Below are 18,107 nucleotides of genomic sequence, written 5' to 3'. Positions count from 1 at the left end.
GGCAAAGCCGCGGCAGGTCTGCGGGGGGCCACCTGGTGGCCCGAAGCCGGACGCGCGGGCCAGCCGGAAGCCCGGGCAGCTATGCTGAACCGCCTCTTCCCCTATCTCCTGCTCGCGCCGGCGCTCTTCGTCGTCGGCGCCTTCTTCCTGCTGCCGCTCGGCTTCTCCGTGGTGGGCGCCTTCGAGGGCAAGGAGGGGCCGACGCTCGGCAATCTCGGGCGCGCGGTGGAGCTCTACCGCACGGACCTGCTGTTCACGCTGCTGATCGTCGCGCTCTCCACCGCGCTGATCGGCGCGGGCGCCATCGTGATCGGCGGCTACCTCACGCTCGGGCGCAACCGCGCGGCGCGGCGCATCCTCGCGGCGCTGTACCGCTGGCCGCTGTTCATCCCCTTCATCGTGGCGGCGCAGGCGATGCGCGGCTTCATCGGGCAGAACGGGCTGATGAACAACACGCTCATCTGGCTCGGCCTGATGCCGGAGGACTGGGCACAGAGCTTCCTGGACTGGCGCGGCATCGTCATCACCTTCGTCTGGAAGCAACTGCCCTTCGCGACGCTGCTGGTCGCCGGCGCCATGGCCGCGCTCGACCGCGCGGGGATCGAGGCGGCGCAGAACCTGGGCGCGGGCCGCGCGCGCATCCTGTTCGGCATCGTCATCCCGCAGGTCGCGCGGAACATCATGGTGGCGCTGGTGCTGAGCTTCGTGACGATGATGTCCGTGCTGTCCGTGCCGATCATGATCAGCGGGCAGAGCCCGACGATGCTGACGGTCGCGATGGCCTGGCGCATCAACGCGATGGGCGACTACGGCACGGCGAATGCGCTCGGCCTGATCGCCTGCATCGCGAGCGGGCTCGTGGCCTGGGCCTGGCTGCGCAATTCCGTGCGGGACGCCGCGCGTTGAGGACCGGCATCGCCTGGTGGCTGCCGCGCGCGATGCTGCTTGCGGCCTTCGCCTTCTTCATCTTCGGCCCTGTCGCGAACTTGCTGCTGTGGAGCGTGGCGGAGGCCTGGTTCTGGCCGAACCGCCTGCCCTCCCAATACGGCTTCCGCTTCTGGGAGCGCGTGTTCCGGCCGGAAGGCCAGGCGATGGAGAGCCTGTGGCTCTCCATCTGGATCGCCTCGCTGACCACGCTGCTGTGCCTTGCGGTCTCGATCCCGGCGGCCTGGGCGCTGGCCAAGGCGAAGCTGCGCTGGCGCGCGCTGATCCTGCTGCTGTTCCTGCTGCCGCAGGCCTTCCCGAACCTGCCCGTCTACATCAACATCGCCCGCATTTTCTTCACGTTCGACCTCAATGGCACCGTGCTCGGCGTCGTGCTGGTGCATGCGGCGCACGGGCTGGTGTATTCGATCTGGATCGCGACGGCCGCCTTCGCCGCGATCGAGGACGACCTGGAGCTCGCCGCGCGCAACATCGGCGCCAGCGCGCTCACCGCCTTCCGCACGGTCACGCTGCCGCTGGCCGCACCCGGCATCGCGGCCAGCGCCATCTTCGTCTTCCTGGAATCGCTCGACGAATTCACCGCCAGCTACTTCGTCGGCGCGCCGGAGGTGCGGACGCTGCCGCTGCTGCTGTTCAGCGCGGCCGCCGGCGGCAACATGCAGATCGCCGCGATCACCGCGCTGATCCTGCTGGTGCCGAGCATCGCCTTCATGCTGCTGGTCGAGCGCTTTCTCAGGGCGGAGGTTCTGGCGCGGGTCGGGAAATGACCACCCGAAACCCGTTGCCGCGCCAGGAGCCCGCCGGCTCAAGGCTGCCGCGATAGGTGCAGGTCGCCTTCTCCGCGCCCGAGGAAAAACAGCCGCCGCGCAGCACGCGACGGATGGAGGGCGCGGCATCCGCATCCTCGCGGCCGTCGTTTGCGTCATAGGGATAGCGGAAGGCGGGCGTGGCCATGTCCTCGCCCCAGTTGGTGCTGCACCACTCCCATACCTGGCCCGCCATGTCCTCGCAGCCGAAGGGCGAGCTTCCCGCGGGGAACAGGCCGACGGCGCAGCGGTCGTTCAGACCGGCTTCCTCGGAATTGCAGCGCAATGCCGCCCAGGGGCCGGACCAGGGATAGACCTGCGCGTCGGAGACGGGCTGCGCGCCGCGTGCAGCGGCTTCCCATTCCGGCTCGGTCGGCAGGCGCACGATCTCGTCGGCCACGATGCGCCCTTCCGCGCGCCAGATCGGCGCGATCCAGGCGCAGAAGGCGCGCGCATCGTGCCACGACAGATCCGTCGCGGGCGAATTCGCCATCGCGGGATCGCGCCCATCGGCCGATGTCCAGGCGCGCCCCGTCGCCGCGACGAAGCGCGCATAGAGCGCGTTGGTCACGGGGAAGCGCGCGATGCGGAAGGGCGCGAGCGTGACGCGATGCGGCGGCGCGGAATTCGGGTGCAGCACCGATCCCATCGCGTACTCCCCGCCCAGCACGGCGACGAGTTCCGCCAGGTCGCGCGGATCGCCGAGCCGCGCCAGGTGCCGCCCGGCACGGATGCGCGCTGGAAGCGGAAGGTCGTCGCGGGCGATGGCGGCGGCCAGGGCACCGCGCAGCGCCGGGACGGGCGGCGCGATGTCGGCGGCGAGCACGGCGAGGTCGCTGCTCCCGGTCGCCAGCAACGCCTCGGCCAGAGGCGCATCGCCGCGCAAATGCCGCAGCGTGGCGTGCCAGCGCGGATCGGCCGCAAGCGCGGCGACGGTCGCCGCCGGCAGCGTCGCGCTGTGCCGCGCCGCGAGCCGTTCCAGTACGAAGCGCCGGCCGAGCGTCGGGTCCGCCGGCGACACACCGTCGCGCAGCGCGGCGAAGGCGGTCGCGGCGTGCGGCGCGAGATCGTCCGGCGACACGCCCGCGACGGCCAGCGACATCAGGCCGGGATGCGCCGGAAGATCCTCGGGCCCGCCATGCCGCGCACGCCATGCCGCCCGCTGCGCCGGCAGGAAGGGCAGCAGGCGATGGCGCCGCACGCCGGGCGGGATCGGCCAGGCGCCGCAGGCCTCCGCGTCGCCCAGCAGGATGGCGCGGCGGCCGCGCGCAGCGAGCGCCGCCAGCAGCGCGGGACCGCCCTGCCCCAGCGTCTCGGCCTCGTCGATGATGAGCAGCCCGTCCTCGGGCAGCGTCGCCATCGGCGCGGCCAGCAGATGCGGCACGATGGGCTCCGCCCAGGACTCCCGCACCCGCGTGCCCGCGACGTCGCGCGGCACGTCGGAGGCGAGCGTCGCCAGGTTGAAGCGCGCATCGCCCAGCGCCTCGCCGGCCAGGTGCAGCGCCAGGCGCCGCGCCAGCACCGTCTTCCCCGAACCCGCCTCGCCGAGCAGCAGCAGCACCGGCGCGTCCTGCGCGACTTCCAACGCAGAGAAATATTGCGGCGGGCGTGGCGCAGAGTCGCGCAGGCGGCGCAGGCCCTTCGCTTCCTTGTCCTCGAAGCTGAAATCCACCAGCGCGGGGATGCAGCCTTCGGCCAGCGTCACCGCCCGCCCGTCGCGCTCGAACAGGACGGTGGCGGCACAGTGATCGAGCAGCGCGCGCAGGCTCATCGGAACAGCGCCGCGACCTCCGGCTTGCGGAAATGCTGCACCTGCAGCGCGTAGCCGGCGGGGTCCTCGAAGAAGAAGAACTTGTCGCACCAGGTGGCGCTGCGGATTTCCGTGAGGTTCGGCACGCCGGCGGCGGCGAGCTTCGCGTGCCAGCCCTCCACGTCGTCCGTCACCATGCAGAACAGCGCGGCGGATTTCGGCGTGGTGCGCAGATGGCCCTTGTTGCCGTCCACGATGCCGAAATAGCTGCGGCCCACGCGGTAGATGCGCGCCAGCCCCTGGTCCACCAACAGCTCGAAGCCGAGCGTCTGCTCGTAGAAGGGCGCGATGGCCGCAATGTCGTCGTAGTAGAAGAAGGTGATCGCGTAGTCCGCTTGCATCCTCAGCCCTCCTGCGTGCGCCGCCGCGGGTTGAACCAATCGCCGAGCGCGTCGCCGATGAGGTTGAAGGCCAGCACGGTCAGCAGGATCGCGCCACCCGGCGCCAGCGCGGCCCAGGGCGTCTCCCGCAGGTACTGCAGGCTGGCCGAGACATCCGCGCCCCATTCCGGCGCCGGCGGCTGCGCGCCGAGGCCGAGGAAGCCGAGGCTCGCCGTCTGCAGGATGGCGCTGCCCACGGCCAGCGAGGCCTGCACCAGCAGCGGCCCGATGCCGTTCGGCAGCACATGCCGCCACAATATCGCACGCGTCGTGCTGCCGCAGGCGATGGCGGCCTCCACATAGGGCAGCACCGAGATGGACAGCGCCTGCGCCCGCGCCAGCCGCGCGAATTGCGGCGCCAGCGCGACGGCGACGGCGAGCATCGCATTGGTCAGGCTCGGCCCCAGCGCGGCCGCCAGCGCAATCGCCAGCACCAGCGAGGGGAAGGACAGCATCGCATCCACGAAGCGCATCATTGCCATGTCCGCCCAGCCGCCGAGATAGCCGGAGAGCAGGCCGAAGGCGGTCCCGACCACGAAGGCCAGTGCGACCACACCGATGCCGATCGCCAGCGTGGCGCGTCCCCCGCTCAGCACGCGCGAAAGGACGTCGCGGCCGAAGAAGTCGGCGCCGAGCAGATGCTCCGGGCCCGGCGGCGCCAGGCGGCGCGACATGTCGAGCGCGATGGGCGAAGGCGCGACAAGCGGCCCCAGCAGCACCGCCAGCAGGATTGCCGCCAGCAGCGCCGCGCCGAAGGCCGCGAGCGGGTTGCGACGCAGGAAGCGGGCCGCTTCCCTCACTGCCCCACCCGCCGGCGGATGCGCGGATCGAGCGCGGCGTGCAGCAAATCCACGCCGAGCGAGACCAGCATGAACAGCAGCGCGAAGACCAGCGTCGCGCCCTGCACCACCGGGTAGTCGCGGTTGCGGATGGCATCGAACATGTAGCGGCCGACGCCGGGCCAGGCGAAGACCGTCTCGGTCAGGATCGCGCCGCCCAGCAGCTCCGCGAACTTGATGCCGAGCACGGTCAGCGCCGGCAGCAGCGCGTTGCGCAGGCCATGCACGAAGACCACGTTGCGCTCCGGCAGGCCCTTCGATCGCGCGGTGCGGATGTAGTCCTCCGTCATCGCTTCCAGCATCGCGTTGCGCACGAAGCGCGCGAGGGTGGCTGCGAGGAACGCGGCCAGCACCATCACCGGCAGCACCAGGTGGCGCGCCGCATCCCAGGCCGCTTCCGGATCGCCGGTGAGGAATCCGTCCAGCACCGCGAAGCCGGTCACGGGATCGCCGAGGAAATAGGGGCTGTTGCGGCCGGAGATCGGCAGCCAGCCGAACCAGATGCCGAAGACCAGCTGCAGCAGCACCGCCAGCAGGAAGGCCGGCATGGACACGCCCGCCAGCGAGACGATGCGCACGCCGTGATCGAGCAGCGTGTTCGCCCGGATCGCGGAGAGCACGCCGATGGGGATGCCGATCACCAGCGCGACCAGCGTCGCGCTGACGGCGAGTTCCAGCGTGGCCGGCAGGCGCTCCAGCAATTCCTGCGTCACCGCCGCGCCGCTCTTCAGCGAGCGTCCCAGGTCGCCCTGCAGAACGCCGCCGAGATAGGAGAAGAACTGCAGGTAAGACGGCTCGTCCAGGCGCAGTTGCTCGCGCAGCGCGGCGATCTGTTGCGCGGTGGCGCCCGGCCCCAGCAGCGTCGTCGCCGGGTCGCCGGGGATCAGGCGCGACAGCGCGAAGACGATCAGCAGCACCAGCAGCAGCACCGGCAGGAAGGCCAGCAGGCGCTGCGCGATCATCCGCCCCATGCGGGGCGAGCCCTCAGGCCTTGTTCACGCCCCAGTACTCGTTGAGCGGCGGGGCGCTGTTCACCACCAGCCCCTGCACACCCTTGCGGCGGAACACGATCAGCTTCGGGCTGAACAGCCAGGCGGCCGGCGCGCGCGCCAGGATCTCGGCCTGCACGCGGTGATACAGCGCCTTGCGCTGCTCGAAATCCACCTCGGTCTGCGCGCGCAGGATCAGCTGGTCCAGCGCCTCGTCCTTCGGCATGCGGAAGGTCATCGCGCTGTCGGCGAGGGTGGAGAGATAGCCGATGGTGATATGCGCGTCGGGGTCGTTGTACCAGGGCTGGCGGCCATCGAGCGCGATCTCGTGGCGCCCGGCGACATGCAGCGCGCGATAGGCCGGGAACTCCGTCTGCGCGATCGTCGCCTCGATCCCCACGGCGGCCAGGTTCGCCTGCAGGAAGGTCGCCACGGCGCCCCAGAGCGCGCCCTGGAAGGAATACATGGTCAGCTTGAGCTGGCCCGGCTGGATCCCCGCCTCCGCCAGCAGCCTTCGCGCCGCGGCGGGATCGTGCCGTGGCGCGAGTTCGCGCATGCGCGGATCGAAGGCCCAGGAGTTGGAGGTGAGCGGCCCGTACACGCGATCGGCCGTGCCGCCGAAGATGCCGCTCAGCAGGCCGTCGTAGTCGATGGCGTGCTGGATGGCGCGGCGCACGCGCACATCCGCCACCGGGCTGTCCGGGCGGTTGTTGTTGAATTCGAGCTGCCGGATGATCTGGCTCGGCACCTCGATCACCTCGATGTCGGGGTTGCTGCGCAACGCGCGCACATCCTGCACCGGCGGCGCGGCGAGCTGGCCGGACTGGTGCACGATGTCGAGGCCGCCATTCTCCAGCTCAAGCCGGCGGGTCGAGGCATCGGGGATGATGCGGTAGATGATGCGCAGCAGCTGCGGCGCGCCGCGGAAGTAATCGGGGTTCGCCTCCAGCACCACATCGGTGTCGCGGCGGTAGCTGCGGAAGCGGAAAGGGCCCGTGCCCACCGGGTTCACGTTGAAGGCGTCGCCATGGCGCTGCCAGGCGGTCGGGCTCGCGATGGCGGCCTGCGGCTGCGCCAGCAGCGAGAGGAAGACGGGCATCGTCTCCTTCAGCGTGATGCGCAGCGCGAGCGGGCCCGTCGCCTCGATGCTCGCGATCGGGTCGAAGCTCGCGCGCATATAGGGATTGATCGCCTTGGTGCGCTCCAGCGCGGCCTTCACCGCCGCCGCGTCGCAGGCCGTGCCATCGTGGAACTTGACGTTCGGCCTGAGCGCGAAGTCGAACACCTTCCCGTCGCTCGAGACCGTCCAGGAGGCGGCGAGGCGGCCTTCCAGCGTATCGAAGGAAGGCGCCTTCCAGGCCACCAGCGTGTCGAAGACATTCAGGATGATCTCGCTGCCGATCGGCTCGGCGCGGTTCGTCCCCGGTTCCAGGTTCGCGGGATCGGAGGGCACGCCGATCACCAGCGTCCGCTGGCGGATCTCGCGCGCCGATTGCGCCAGCGCCGGCGCGGGCAGCGCCGCCGCCGCAAGCAGGGACGCCGCCTGCCGCCTGCCGATCTTCATGCGCCGTTCCTTCGCCTTGCGATGGCGCGAAGGCTAACGACGCATCCGCGCCACGGTCAAGGAAGCACGAGGCGGGCGGCGTCGAGGCCATTGACGCCGCCCGCGCTTCGCCGGTTTCATCGGGCGGGCGGCGCGGCCGCCGAGGGAGACCGGGCGATGGGCCTTTCGCGACGCCATGCATGCGCCTTGCCTTTCCTGCTCGCCGCGGCCGGCGCGCGGGCCCAAACCCCACCCGGCAGCACTCCCGGCAGCGCGCCGGGCTGGGCGCCGGATCGGCCGGTGCGCATCGTCGTGCCCTTCGCGCCCGGCGGCAGCACCGATGTCAGCGCGCGGCTGCTGGCGCAGGCGATCGCGCCGCGGCTCGGCCGCCCGGTCGTGGTGGAGAACCGCGCCGGCGCCACCTCCACCATCGGCACGGCGGAGGTCGCCCGCGCGGCGCCGGATGGCCACACGCTGCTGGTGGCGACCTCGCCCTTCGTCATCACCCAGTTCGCCTTCGCCAGCCTGCCCTACGACCCGGAGCGGGATTTCCGCAGCGTGGGGCAGGCCACCACCGCGCCGATGATGGTGGGCGTGCGCGCGGACCTGCCGGCGCAAAGCTTCGCGGAATTGCTGGTGCTGGCGCGGGCGCGGCCCGGCCAGCTGAGCTACGCCTCGGTCGGCGAGGGCTCGCTGACCCATGTGGCGACGGAGCTGCTCCGCCGGCGCGCCGGCGTGGAGATGCTGCACGTCCCTTATCGCGGCAGCGGGCCGGCGATGGTGGACCTGGTCGGCGGCCGGGTGGACGTGATGCTGACGGCGGAGATCGAGCTGCTGCCGCAGGTGCAGGCGGGGCGCGCGCGCATCCTCGCTGTCGCCACGCCGGCAAGGCTGCCGCGATACCCCGATCTGCCCGCGGTGGCCGAGGTGCTGCCGGGCTATCGCGCGGAGTTCTGGTCCGGCCTGGTGGTGCCGGCCGCGACGCCCGATGCCGCGGTGGCGCGGCTCAATGCGGTCTGCAACGAGGCGCTGGCGCAACCCGATGTGGTGGCGCGGCTGGCGGAGCTCGGCGCCATGCCCACGCCCGGCACGCCCGCCGCCTTCGCCGCGCTGCTGGAGACCGAGCGGAGGCAATGGGCGGAGGCGGTGCGCGCCGCGGGCATCCGCGTGGGCTGACGCCGCGGCGCGACGCGCGCTTCAGCGATCGAGCTTGTAGAGCCGCCGCGCATTGTCGTGCATCAGCTTGCGGTACGGCGCCTCGCGCAGGCCGAGATCGTCGATCTCCCGCCGCGTGCGCGCGAAGGAGAGCGCGGGATAGTCGGTGCCGTAGATCACCTTGTCCTGGCCGTAGGTGTTGATGAAGTTGACGAAGGAGGAGGGCCAGTATTTCGGCGCATGCGCGTCGCTGCCGATGTACACGTTGGCGTGCTTGTAGGCCATCATGATCATCTCGTCGGCCCAGGGAATGCCGATATGGATGCCCACCAGCTTCAGCTCGGGGAAGTCGCAGGCCACGGCGTCGAGCGTGATCGGCCGGCCGACGCTGCGCAGCGGGCGTTCCTTCATGTAGACCATGGACTGGCCGACCTGCATCTGGATCGGCACGTCCAGCTCCACGCATTTCGCGTAGAAGGGGTAGTAGCGTGCATGGTCCGGCGCCAGCTCGAACCAGTGCGGGTAGAGATGCGCGCCGATGAAGCCGTGGTTCCTGACCGCGCTCTCCAGCTCCCGCACGCCGGCCATGCCCTGGGTCGGGTCTATGCCGAGGATGCCGCGGAAGCGGTCGGGATGGCGGTTCACCGCCGCGGCCACCGCCGCCATCGGGATGTGCCAGCTGCCCTCGAGCCCGAGCTGGCCGACCTTCGCCGCCAGCAGGAAGGCCATCCGGATGTTGCTGGCGTCCATCAGGCGCAGCATGTCGTCGAGCGTCTCGCGCTTCAGCTCGCCGGGGTCGCGGCCGAACTTGGTGGTGTGGAACCGGTTGATCCATTCCGGCCGCGCCGCAGCGACCTCGTCGGTGTTGAGGTTGCACACGGCGTCTATGGCGGGCAGGTCGTGCATTCGCGCCTCCTCTAGGCAGGTCGGTTGCGCAGATCCACGAACCGCCTGGCCTTCCAGGCGCGGCCGGGATCCACGAGCTCGGCATGCGCCACGGGCACTACGCGCGGCGTGACGCCGACGGCGCGCTTCACCGCGTCTTCCAGCGCCGCATGCTGCGCCGGGGGCGCACCGGGCGCCAGCGAGACGGCGAGCTCGAGCTCGTCCATCGAGAAGGGATCCGCCGGATCGCTGCGCCGCAGGCGGAACTGCCAGTCCAGCACCGCCGGCTCGGCCTCCATCGCGCGGTCCAGCAGGGCGGGGTTCACCAGCATGCCCTTGACCTTGACGAAGCTGTCGGCGCGCCGCGGCTGGGAGACGATGCGGTCCACCGTCGCGCCGCAATGCGGGCAGCGCGCGCGCGAGCGCACGGCGACATCGCCGATCAGGTAGCGCAGCAGCACCGTGCCGCGGCGGTTGAGATGGGTGATGGCGACGGCGCCCTCCTCGCCGTCGGGCAGCGGCGCATGCGTCTCCGGGTGCAGGATCTCCACCCAGAACTCCTCCGGTGCCGGATTGTGATAGCCCGCGCCGGGCGCGCATTCCACGAAGCCGCCCTGCATCTCGGTCGCGCCGTAGCTGGCGCGCACCGTGGCCGTCGCGCCGAGCGCGGCGGCGGCCTCCACCAGGTTGGCGCGGCCGGCCTCCGGCAGTTCCTCGCCGCTCACCAGCAGGTGGCGCAGCTTCGGCAGGCGCAGCCCGAGCTCGGCCGCGCTCCGCAGCACCAGCCGCACATAGGAGGGCACGCCCCAGACCGCGGTGACGCCCTGCGCGGCAAGCGCGCGGGCCACCTCCTCCCGCCCGCTGCCGTGGCGGAAGGCGGCGGAGGGGCGGCCGGGCAGCATGGCGACCACCGGGATGTGCAGCGCGCTCGCCGCGTTCATCACGCGGATATAGGCGCCCTGCGGATAGGGCGTGATCGGATAGAGGTTCGCCAGCACGTCGTCGGCGCCGACGCCGCGCAGCGTCAGCATGCGGCGATAGGTGGTCAGGATGTTGTAGAAGTCGTGCGTGGTGGAGACGAAGGGCGTCGGGGGGGGGGGGGGGGGGGGGGGGGGGGGGGGGGGGGGGGGGGCGCCCCCCCGCCGCCAGGACCCTCGGCCAGAGCAGGAAATGCCAGGCGATCAGCGCCAGCGCGGCGAGCGTCGCCGCAGCGAGGAGAAGGGTCATCGGGATCACTCTTGAACGAGATCGAGATAGGCGCGCGCCGCGGCGGCGAGGCTCGCATGGCGCTCGACGAAGCGGCGCGGATCGCCGCGCGGCGCGGCGAGCGCCGCGGCGAGGGCGCCGGCCAGCGCGACGGCATCCTCCGCCGGCACCAGGGTTGCGCTCGCCGGATCGCAGGCGGCGGACATGCCGCCGACGCGCGCCGCGACAAGCTTCACGCCGCAGGCCTGCGCCTCCAGCGCGGCCAGCGGCAGCCCCTCGTTGCGGGAGGGCAGGCAGAGAAGGTCGCAGGCCGCGTAGAAGCCCGGCATGTCCTCGACCAGGCCGAGGAAGCGCACGCGGTCGGCGACGCCGAGCGCGCGGGCCTGCGCCGCGAGCGAAGCGGCCTCGTCGCCTTCGCCCGCGACGGCGAGCAGCGCGCCTGGCACCGCTGGTAGGGCCGAGATCGCGAAATCCACGCCCTTCACGCGCTGCAGCCGCGCCGCGACGCCGATGACCCGCGCCGCCTGCGGCAGCCCGAGCGCGGCGCGTGCGGCATCGCGCGCGCGCGGCACGAAGTGCTCCGTATCCACCCCGTTCATCACGATGCGCGGGAAGCGGCCGAGCGCGCGCTCCACCATCACCGCGACATGCGGCGCATCCGCGACGAGGACCGGCGCCGTCAGGGCGAGCGCCGCGCGCATCACGCGCCGCCGCTGCGGCGCCTCCAGGTGCCAGGCATCGTGTTCCGTGTGCAGCCGTCGCGCCACGCCGGCCAGCCGCGCCGCCGGACCGGCATAGAGCAGCGGCCCGACATGGTGGGTGTGCACCGCCGCCGGCCGCCGCCGGCGGAACAGCCGCAGCAGCCGCGGTGTGAGCGCCGGATCCACGCCCGGGCGCTTGCCCATGAACAGCAACTGGTCGCGCTGCCGCGCGAGGCGCGGCCAGGCGGCGATGGCGGCCTCGGCCTCGCCTTCCAGGCTCAGCACCAAGGTGCGCCGCTCGGCCGCCTGGGCGCGCGCCAGCTCGAGGGCCATCACCTCGAGCCCGCCGGGGGCGAGGTGCTGCACGACATGGATGATCGGGGCCTGCATGGCGGGGCTCATCGTGCGACGCGCGGCAGGCGGGCCAGCACCGGCATGCCCGTCAGCTTCTCGAGGTCGCGGATGCGCCGGACCGAGGTGTCGGCGATCTCGAGCAGGGCGGCGAGGCCGATGCCGAGCGCAAGCCCGCCGAGCAGCCCCGCGATCGCGAAGAGCATCGGCATCGGCCGCGTGGGTGCCGAGGGCTGCACGGGACGGTCGATCACCTTGATGCGCTCCGGCGCCTGCTGCTCGGCGAGGTCCGCCGTGACGCGCGCCTGCTCGAAGCGACGGCGCAGCGCCTGGACGAGCTCCGCCTTCACCCCCACGTCGCGCTCCAGCGCGCGCAGGCCGCGCTCCACCTCGCCCGAGGCGGCGACACGCTGCGACAGTTCCGCCGCGGCGCTGCGCAGATTCGCGGTCTCGGCGCGCAACTGCTCCACGCGCGTGCGCGCGGCCTCCAGCGCGCCGACCTGCGAAACCAGAAGCGGCTGCGACCCGTCGCCGATGCCGGCGGTGACGGCGGCAAGGTTCCACAGCCGGCCGACATCGGCGGGCCGCGCGCGCGCGGCCGCGCGCAGCAGCGTGCCGCGTTCTTCCTCCAGCCGTTCCAGCCGGCGCTCCGCGGCCTGCACGCGGGAATGGGCGGCGGTGTAGCGGGCGCGCAGCAGGGCAAGCTCGCCATTGGCGGCGACGATGTCAGCCTCGATGCGGCCGATCACCGGATCGGTCTGCACCAGGCGCTCGCGCATCGCGGCGATCTCGCCCTCGGCACCGGCCAGCCGCACCTCGCGCTCCGCCAGCTGGTCCCGGATCGCCGCGAGGCGGTTGACGTTCGCCTGGCGCAGATCGGGCAGCTGTGCCGCGTTGCGCGACTTGAAGGCGGAGAGCGCGGTCTCCGCCACATCGAGCTCGGCCTGCGCCTCGCCGGCCTGGCGCTCGAGGAAGACGACGCTTTCGCGCAGCGAGGCATCCTCGGGGCCGCGCACGCGCTCGATGAAGCGCTCGCCGATGCGGCGCAGCACGTCGTCCATGCCTTCGGGGCGGCGCGCGCGGTAGCGCAGCTCCACCATCTCCTGCCCGATCAGCGTGACGGAGACGGCGCCGGCCAGCTGCGCCACCGCCCAGGATTGCGCGCCGTCCGGCGCGCCGGGCGCGACAAGGCCGATATCCTCCGCGACGCCGAGCAGCACGTGGCGGCTGGTCAGCAGCGCCTTCAGACCCTCCATGCGGTCGCGCAGGTTGCTGCGCACCGTCAGGTCCGTCATGAACGGGTTGAAGCGCGCCGGGTCCTGCACCAGCACGCTCATCCGCGTCTCGTAGGAGCGCGGCGCGACGCTGCCGATCCCGGCGCCGAGCACCGGCAGCAGGATGGCCGGCAGCACGATCAGGTAGCGCCGCCGCCACGCCGCATGCAGCAGCGCGTGGACGATCTCCGTCAGCGGCTGGGCGGAGAGCCTGGCGGCGGGAAGCGGAAGGGCCTGAGCATTCATCGCCCTCCCGCAGGGGCAAGCGGCGTGCCAGCGCCACTTGCAATCTGCACGACATCCGGCGGCGCGCCGCTTGCAAAACGCAACTCGACCTCGGGCGCGGCGCCTTCCAGCGCGCGGGCGACCGCGATGGCGCGCCGCTCCCCGAGCAGCGCCGGGTCGCCGCGCCCGCCCGTCACCACGATCGCCGCGTTGCGATTCTGCGCTGCGAAGGCGGCGAGGCGCGCGCGCTGGTCCGCGTCGGGCTGCACCGCTTCGCCGGCGAAGCGCAGCACCAAGCTGCGCGCATCGGCTGTCTCGCCGCGCGCACGGGCGAGGATGTCGGCCACCGTGGTGCGCCCGCCCGGCTGGCCGCCGGCGCCGCCGAGCCGCGCCTCGGCTTCGAGCAGCGCGCGATCGGTCGGCGGGATGCGCCGCATCGGGTCGTCGCTGCAGGCGGCGAGCAGCAGGAGCGGAAGCAGAACGCGGCGCAAGACGGCTCCAGGCGCGGGTTACGGCAAAGCCCGGGGAGACTGCGACGCGGGAAGGCGCCGGGCAAGCGCCATGATCGCCTTGCGCCACCCGGCCTCGGCGCCTTGTGGCAAAGCGGCGGCGTCCTGCCAACGATCCGGGATCGCCTGCAGCAGGCGGGCGTGCAGCGCGCGTGCTTCCGGCGCCGGCTGCGCGGCCAGCCAGGCGAGCCAGCGGAGGTCCTCCGCCCCCTCGGCCAGCGCGAGCAGGTCGGCGTCGAGATCGGGCGGATCGCAGACACCGGGTGTCGGCCACAGGAATTGCACGTCGCCCTCGCGTCCGTCGGTCGGGTCGAAGGCGTCGGCGGTCGGCATGCGCGCATGCCATTGCAGCAGCCCTTCGGCGCCGCTGCGCCACAGGTAGAAACCGGCCGCGAGGCGCAACCGCGGCATGTTGTAGAGCCAGGGGACGACACCGCCGGCGCGCAGCCGCGCGATATCGGCGGCATCGGCGCCGAAGCGGTGATTGACGGTGACCAGGTCGAGCAGCGGCAGCAGCCTTGCATCGCGCGGGTCGTTGAGATGCGCAGCGAGCAACGCGCCAGGCGCCGCGGCGCGCATCGTGCGGGCGAGGCGCTGCGCGGCCTCCAGCGTGCCGGCGCCGGAGGGCTCGTCGGCGACCACCCAGGCGACGGCCGGCAGGCCCGCGGCAGCGGCTTCGGCCATGGCCTGCGCGGCGAGCATCGCGGCGGCTTCTGGCCCATGCGCCCGCGCCAGGCGACGCAGCGGCGCATAGGCCGGCAGCGGCAGCGCGAAGCGCGCGGCGGCGCCCAGGTCGTCGAGGAAGGCGGCGCGCCCGGCCTCGTCGGGCGTGGCAAGCGGCGGCGCGACCGCGTCCAGGCCGAGCCAGGAGAGCGCATCCAGGTCGCAGCGAGTCTGCGCGGCAACCTGCGCGCGGAATTCGGGGAAGGCCGCGAGATGCGGCGCGACATCGAGGAAGGCGCCGACATGCGCCGTCGCCGGGGGCCGGGCGACAGGCAGGATGCTGAGCGTCGCTTCCGCCGTGGCGCGCGCGCCGCCGGCCTGAAGCGTCAGGCGCAGGCGTCGCGCGCCGGGTGTCGCATCGGCCGGCACGCGCACCAATAGGGCGAGGTGGCGCGGCAGACCCTCCGGCATGCGCAGCGCCGTCAGGTCGGCCCGCCACTGCACCGGTTCCAGCGCCAGTCCCGGTGTCTCCGGCGCCGGGCGGCGCCAGCGCCACTGCGCCCAGAGCAGCCGCGCCGGCAGCTCCGCGCCATCCCAGGCGAGCGTCGCGCGCGCCGGTTCCTGCGCGGGTCCGCGCGCGGTGAAGCGCAGCACCGCGAGGCTGCCGGGCGAAGCCATGGTCCGCTCGGGCGCATCGAGGCGCAAGGCAACGGCCGCTTCTGGCGCGGGCCGCGCCCGCACCGGCCCCGCCTCCGCGCAGCGCGCGGGGCGCCCCCCCCCCCCGGCCCCCGCCCCCCCCGCGGGCGCTGCGCGCACCCCCCCCCGGGCCGCGACCGCGCGCGGCGGCGCGGCGGCCGGCTCGGCCAGCAGGGCCGCGATATGCGTCGCAGCCTGCGGATGGCCGGCGAGTTCCAGCACAAGGCCCTGCGCGCCGACCTCGACCTCCGCCTCGATCCGCCCGCCACGGCGTGCGCCGAGCGAATCCCAGGGCGCCGACGTCGCGCCGGGCTCGATCGCGCGGCCGGCGAAGTAGCGCTCCGCGATCCAGCCTGCGGCGTCGCGGCGGATCATGTGGATATCGTGCCCATTCGCGCGCACGCGCTGCTCCAGCACCGGCGGCAGCGTCTCCCATGCGCCCGGATCCTCGGTCCAGAGCGCGATGCGCCAGCGTCCCGGCGGCAGGGGCGCGACGAAGCGCGTCACGCGGCTCATGCCGCGGGCGAGGATCGGATCCTCTCCGTTGCGAATCACGTGGCGCGGGCCGGGACCGGAGAGGCGCGGATCGTCGGGTGCGACCGTCTCCATGCCCGCGAGCGGTGCGGCGCCGGGCGGCGCGAAGGACCAGCCGCGCACGCCTTCGGGCAGGGCCGGCGGCGCCTCGATGAGAAGGCTGTCCAGCGTCACCGCCTCGCCCTCCGGCGCGAAGGCGATGGCGCGGCGCAGCGCGGTCAGTTCCAGCGGGCGTCGCCGCGGCGTCTCCAGCAGCGCGAGACGCCAGCGGAGGACGAAGGCGCCGGGCGGAACCAGGCGCTCCACATTGGCGCGGTCGGCATAGGGCGGCGCCGCGCGGTCATCCACGCGCAGCACGATGCGCTGCGGCGTGGCGGCGCGGTTCTCGCCGCGCAGCACGAGTTCGGCCAGCGGCGCGGCCGGGCCGAGATCCTGCCGCAGCGTCGTCGCCTCCGCCGGCAGAGCCAGCAGGAGGAGCAGTGCGAGACAGCGAGCAAGCCTCACCCCAGCAGCCCGTCGATCCAGCCGCGCGCCTCCGCGGCACGGACGGCCCAGGATTCGCCCGCGACCGTCGCGCGCCGTGCAGCGGCCTGCGCCGCGCTGTCGTGATGCGCAGCCTCCAGCGCAGCGGCGAAGCCCGGGGCATCGGTCGCGACCGCGACCGCGGCGGCATAGGGCGCGAGAGCCGGGAAGGGCGTCGCCACAACGGGGCGTCCGGCCGCAAGATATTCGCGCAGCTTCAGCGGATTGCAGGCGCGGATCTGCGGCGTGTCGCGGAACGGGATCAGCCCGGCGGTCCAATGCTGCGCATAGCCCGGCAGCGCGGCATGCGCACGCGGACCGGTAAGCGTGACATTGGGCAGCGCGGCCAGCGCGGAGAGATCGGTCTGCGCCGGCCCGATCATCAGGAACCGCCAATGCGGCAGCAGGCGTGCCGTCGCCGCGACCAGGTCGAGGTCGATCCACGGCGCGAGCGCACCGTAGAAGCCGGCGACCGGCCCCTCGGGCATGTCGGCCGGCCGCGGCGCCGGCGTGCCGAACAGGCCAGGGTCCACGCCATGCGGCAGCAAGCGTGTCTTGTGCGCCGGAAACCGCGCGGCCAGCGCCGGGCTTGCCGCGAGGATCAGGTCGGCGCGTTCGGCGAGTTCGGCTTCCATGCGCAGCGCCGCCGCGTGATCAACGCCGGCCAGCGCGCCGAAATCATCGCCGCAGTAATAGACCACCGCCTCCTCGCCCAGCGCGCCGAGCGCCTGCACCGCCGAGGGCAGCGAAGCCCAGAGGATGCGGCGTCGCAGCCCGGCCCGGTCCGCGGCACCGCGCACCGCGCGGCCGATCAGCCCACGGTTCAGCGCGCGCGCGGCCGTGCCCTCCGCCATCGGAAGGGCGAGCGGCGCGACAACGGGGAAGGGCGCGCGCCGTGCCGGGACCGCCCGGCACGGCGCCAGCGCGGCGACCGCCTTGCGCGCGGCGCGGCCCAGGTCGCGCGGCGTCAGGCGCGGCCGGCGCAGCCCGATCGAGTTCACCCAGACCACCCGCCGGTCCTCCGCCAGGTGGCGCAGCAGGTGCTGCGTGGAGGACGGATGCGCGCCGAAATCCTCGCCGAAGACGATGAGATCGGCGGTCAACGGGGCAGCTCCCGGATCACCTTCGCCGGCATCCCGCCCGCCACGACGAAGGGCGGCAGGTCGCGCGTGACGACGCTGCCCGCCGCCACCACCGTGCCGCGGCCGATGCGCACGCCCGGCATCACCATCACGCCGGTGCCGAGCCAGACGTCGTCCTCCAGCACGATGTCGCCGATCTGGTCCTCGGTGCAGGGCAGGCCGGCGGCGCGGTCCGCGGCATCCATCGGATGGCCGGGATAGCCCGCGAGAAAGCAGCGCTGCGCGATGCGCACATTGTCGCCGAGCACCACCCGCGTGCCGACCGAGATCGAGGTCAGCCAGGAGATGCCGACATTGTCCCCGATCTGCAGTAGCGGCTGCGGCTGCGTGCTCGGCCGACCGCTGAAAGTCGTGCGCCCGTTGATGCGGCAGTCGCGCCCGATGCGCAGCCTGAGCGGGCCGAGCACCTGCGGCATGCCGCCATCGAGCCGCAGGCCCGGCGCCTCCGTCTCGACACGGCTGAGGAACAGCGGCGTCCACCAGGCGATGCGGGCAGCCTGCGCGATCGCCTCGCGCAGCGCGGCCTGTCCTGCATGGAGCGCGCCGTGCAGCGGTCGGATCACCGGCATCCGCGCGCCGCGCAGCGCCTTCGCGGTGTCGAGCACCAGGCGGGCCGCCGGCGTCTCGCCGCGCTTGGCCCATTGGCGAAGGGAGAGGGTCGCGCTCATTCCACGGTCACCGACTTGGCGAGGTTGCGGGGGCGGTCCACGTCGCAGCCGAGCGCCTCGGCCGCATGCACCGCCAAAAGCTGCAGCGCGACGGCGATGGCGAATCCGCTCGCGATGCCGGTGCCCGGGAGGACAATGACCTCCCCGCCGACCTCCCGCGCCGCCTCGGCGCCGGCCGCGTCCGTCAGCACCGTCACGCGCGCGCCGCCCCCGCGCCCCCCCCGCGCGGTGGGCCGCGGGGTGGGGGGCGGCGCGGCGGGCGGC

The 18,107-nt window shown here is 73.2% G+C and carries 17 protein-coding genes and 1 pseudogene; 4 read left to right on the top strand and 14 right to left on the bottom strand.

Annotation, left to right across the window (positions count from 1 at the left end):
* Positions 1-81: 81 nt before the first annotated feature.
* Positions 82-906 (top strand): ABC transporter permease, encoded by an 825-nt coding sequence (locus AC1MIR_RS13425; RefSeq protein ID WP_480028653.1) that lies wholly within the window; start codon positions 82-84, stop codon positions 904-906.
* A complete protein-coding gene (locus tag AC1MIR_RS13420) occupies positions 903-1,712 on the top strand; it encodes an ABC transporter permease (RefSeq protein ID WP_480028652.1) in 810 nt (269 codons plus the stop codon). Before AC1MIR_RS13425 ends, AC1MIR_RS13420 begins: the two co-directional genes overlap by 4 nt.
* Here AC1MIR_RS13420 and AC1MIR_RS13415 read toward each other — a convergent pair.
* Genes AC1MIR_RS13415 through AC1MIR_RS13395 form a run of 5 tightly spaced genes read right to left on the bottom strand, consistent with a single transcriptional unit; the run spans position 1,678 to position 7,333 of the window.
* On the bottom strand, positions 1,678-3,522 hold the full coding sequence (locus tag AC1MIR_RS13415; RefSeq protein WP_480028651.1) for an SUMF1/EgtB/PvdO family nonheme iron enzyme: 1,845 nt from the start codon (positions 3,520-3,522) through the stop codon (positions 1,678-1,680). The genes AC1MIR_RS13420 and AC1MIR_RS13415 overlap by 35 nt on opposite strands.
* Positions 3,519-3,902 (bottom strand): VOC family protein, encoded by a 384-nt coding sequence (locus AC1MIR_RS13410; protein ID WP_480028650.1) that lies wholly within the window; start codon positions 3,900-3,902, stop codon positions 3,519-3,521. Before AC1MIR_RS13410 ends, AC1MIR_RS13415 begins: the two co-directional genes overlap by 4 nt.
* 2 nt (positions 3,903-3,904) lie before the next feature.
* Positions 3,905-4,741 carry an ABC transporter permease gene (locus AC1MIR_RS13405; protein WP_480028649.1) on the bottom strand — a complete coding sequence of 279 codons (837 nt, stop codon included), beginning with the start codon at positions 4,739-4,741 and terminating at the stop codon, positions 3,905-3,907.
* Entirely contained in the window at positions 4,738-5,751 is a 1,014-nt protein-coding gene (locus tag AC1MIR_RS13400; protein WP_480028648.1) for an ABC transporter permease, read from the bottom strand. The genes AC1MIR_RS13405 and AC1MIR_RS13400 overlap by 4 nt, the downstream gene beginning before the upstream one ends.
* Before the next feature lie 13 nt (positions 5,752-5,764).
* Positions 5,765-7,333: an ABC transporter substrate-binding protein gene (locus AC1MIR_RS13395; RefSeq protein ID WP_480028647.1), complete on the bottom strand. Its 1,569-nt coding sequence runs from the start codon at positions 7,331-7,333 to the stop codon at positions 5,765-5,767.
* A gap of 279 nt (positions 7,334-7,612) precedes the next feature.
* On the opposite strand from AC1MIR_RS13395, the gene AC1MIR_RS13390 reads away from it, so the two are divergent.
* Positions 7,613-8,488 carry a tripartite tricarboxylate transporter substrate binding protein gene (locus tag AC1MIR_RS13390; protein WP_480028646.1) on the top strand — a complete coding sequence of 292 codons (876 nt, stop codon included), beginning with the start codon at positions 7,613-7,615 and terminating at the stop codon, positions 8,486-8,488.
* A 21-nt stretch (positions 8,489-8,509) separates the two neighbouring features.
* On the opposite strand, the gene AC1MIR_RS13385 is transcribed toward AC1MIR_RS13390, so the two are convergent.
* Positions 8,510-9,373 carry an amidohydrolase family protein gene (locus tag AC1MIR_RS13385; RefSeq protein ID WP_480028645.1) on the bottom strand — a complete coding sequence of 288 codons (864 nt, stop codon included), beginning with the start codon at positions 9,371-9,373 and terminating at the stop codon, positions 8,510-8,512.
* A gap of 11 nt (positions 9,374-9,384) precedes the next feature.
* The gene (locus AC1MIR_RS13380; protein WP_480028644.1) at positions 9,385-10,383 is read right to left on the bottom strand and encodes a phenylacetate--CoA ligase family protein; all 999 of its coding nucleotides are present in this window, start codon (positions 10,381-10,383) and stop codon (positions 9,385-9,387) included.
* 37 nt (positions 10,384-10,420) lie between these two features.
* On the opposite strand from AC1MIR_RS13380, the gene AC1MIR_RS13375 reads away from it, so the two are divergent.
* A complete protein-coding gene (locus AC1MIR_RS13375; RefSeq protein ID WP_480028643.1) occupies positions 10,421-10,594 on the top strand; it encodes a hypothetical protein in 174 nt (57 codons plus the stop codon).
* Here AC1MIR_RS13375 and AC1MIR_RS13370 read toward each other — a convergent pair.
* The 7 genes and pseudogenes from AC1MIR_RS13370 to AC1MIR_RS13340 all read right to left on the bottom strand — a co-directional run.
* Positions 10,585-11,649: a glycosyltransferase gene (locus AC1MIR_RS13370; protein WP_480028642.1), complete on the bottom strand. Its 1,065-nt coding sequence runs from the start codon at positions 11,647-11,649 to the stop codon at positions 10,585-10,587. The two genes, AC1MIR_RS13375 and AC1MIR_RS13370, sit on opposite strands and share 10 nt — an antisense overlap.
* An 8-nt stretch (positions 11,650-11,657) precedes the next feature.
* Positions 11,658-13,130: a GumC family protein gene (locus tag AC1MIR_RS13365; RefSeq protein ID WP_480028641.1), complete on the bottom strand. Its 1,473-nt coding sequence runs from the start codon at positions 13,128-13,130 to the stop codon at positions 11,658-11,660.
* Positions 13,127-13,600, bottom strand: a complete 474-nt coding sequence (locus AC1MIR_RS13360; protein WP_480028640.1) for a hypothetical protein — start codon at positions 13,598-13,600, stop codon at positions 13,127-13,129. Before AC1MIR_RS13360 ends, AC1MIR_RS13365 begins: the two co-directional genes overlap by 4 nt.
* An 18-nt stretch (positions 13,601-13,618) precedes the next feature.
* Complete coding sequence (locus AC1MIR_RS13355) at positions 13,619-16,015, bottom strand: hypothetical protein (RefSeq protein WP_480028639.1); 2,397 nt, start codon at positions 16,013-16,015, stop codon at positions 13,619-13,621.
* Positions 16,012-17,136: a glycosyltransferase gene (locus AC1MIR_RS13350; RefSeq protein WP_480028638.1), complete on the bottom strand. Its 1,125-nt coding sequence runs from the start codon at positions 17,134-17,136 to the stop codon at positions 16,012-16,014. Before AC1MIR_RS13350 ends, AC1MIR_RS13355 begins: the two co-directional genes overlap by 4 nt.
* A complete protein-coding gene (locus AC1MIR_RS13345; RefSeq protein ID WP_480028637.1) occupies positions 17,133-17,843 on the bottom strand; it encodes an acyltransferase in 711 nt (236 codons plus the stop codon). Before AC1MIR_RS13345 ends, AC1MIR_RS13350 begins: the two co-directional genes overlap by 4 nt.
* Positions 17,840-18,107, bottom strand: a pseudogene (locus AC1MIR_RS13340) (hypothetical protein); the annotation flags it as partial. The pseudogene AC1MIR_RS13340 and the gene AC1MIR_RS13345, both read right to left, overlap by 4 nt.

The sequence above is a fragment of the Falsiroseomonas sp. RANM36 genome, from assembly GCF_056682175.1.
Note: the sequence above shows the minus strand (reverse complement) of the source record. Positions and strands in the feature narration are given on the sequence as shown.